Source organism: Pseudophaeobacter profundi, assembly GCF_029697505.1.
GTDB lineage: Bacteria > Pseudomonadota > Alphaproteobacteria > Rhodobacterales > Rhodobacteraceae > Pseudophaeobacter > Pseudophaeobacter profundi.
Map to the genome: position 1 here is coordinate 1 of NZ_JARJEF010000100.1, position 393 is coordinate 393.

A 393-nucleotide genomic window follows, 5' to 3' on the forward strand; every position below is an offset into this window, starting at 1 on the left:
GCTTTTTCTACCGTTTGTGAAATTACTAAAGTCAAATCTAATATTCACAAACATAGGTGTGGAGCTCCGCACACGGCCTGTCGGCCCACTTGTAGTAATCAGATGCCCAGCCGGCCGCTAAACAGTTTTGGTCGGTACCACCAGTATTATGTGGATCCCAATTTGTATATGATAGCGGACGTCCCGACGAACTCCATATAAATTCTCCCTCAGATTCAATATCAGACGCTCCTATCCAAACGAATCCTAAATTATAGCCACAAGATTTTAGTATTGCCTCCAGTTCCATTTCTTCCTCTTCATTCTCAACAGATGCAAGTTCCATTCCTTTCTCTTTGCAAGCTGTTTTCGCGGAGGACCACGTTTTCTGATCTGTATCACTGAAAATTGTAT

At 42.7% G+C, this 393-nt stretch carries 1 protein-coding gene; it reads right to left on the reverse strand.

Going from position 1 to position 393, the window contains the following annotated elements:
* Positions 1-37: 37 nt before the first annotated feature.
* Positions 38-393: C-type lectin domain-containing protein (locus tag P2081_RS20425; protein ID WP_278924624.1), on the reverse strand; the 356-nt coding region annotated here is incomplete at its 5' end.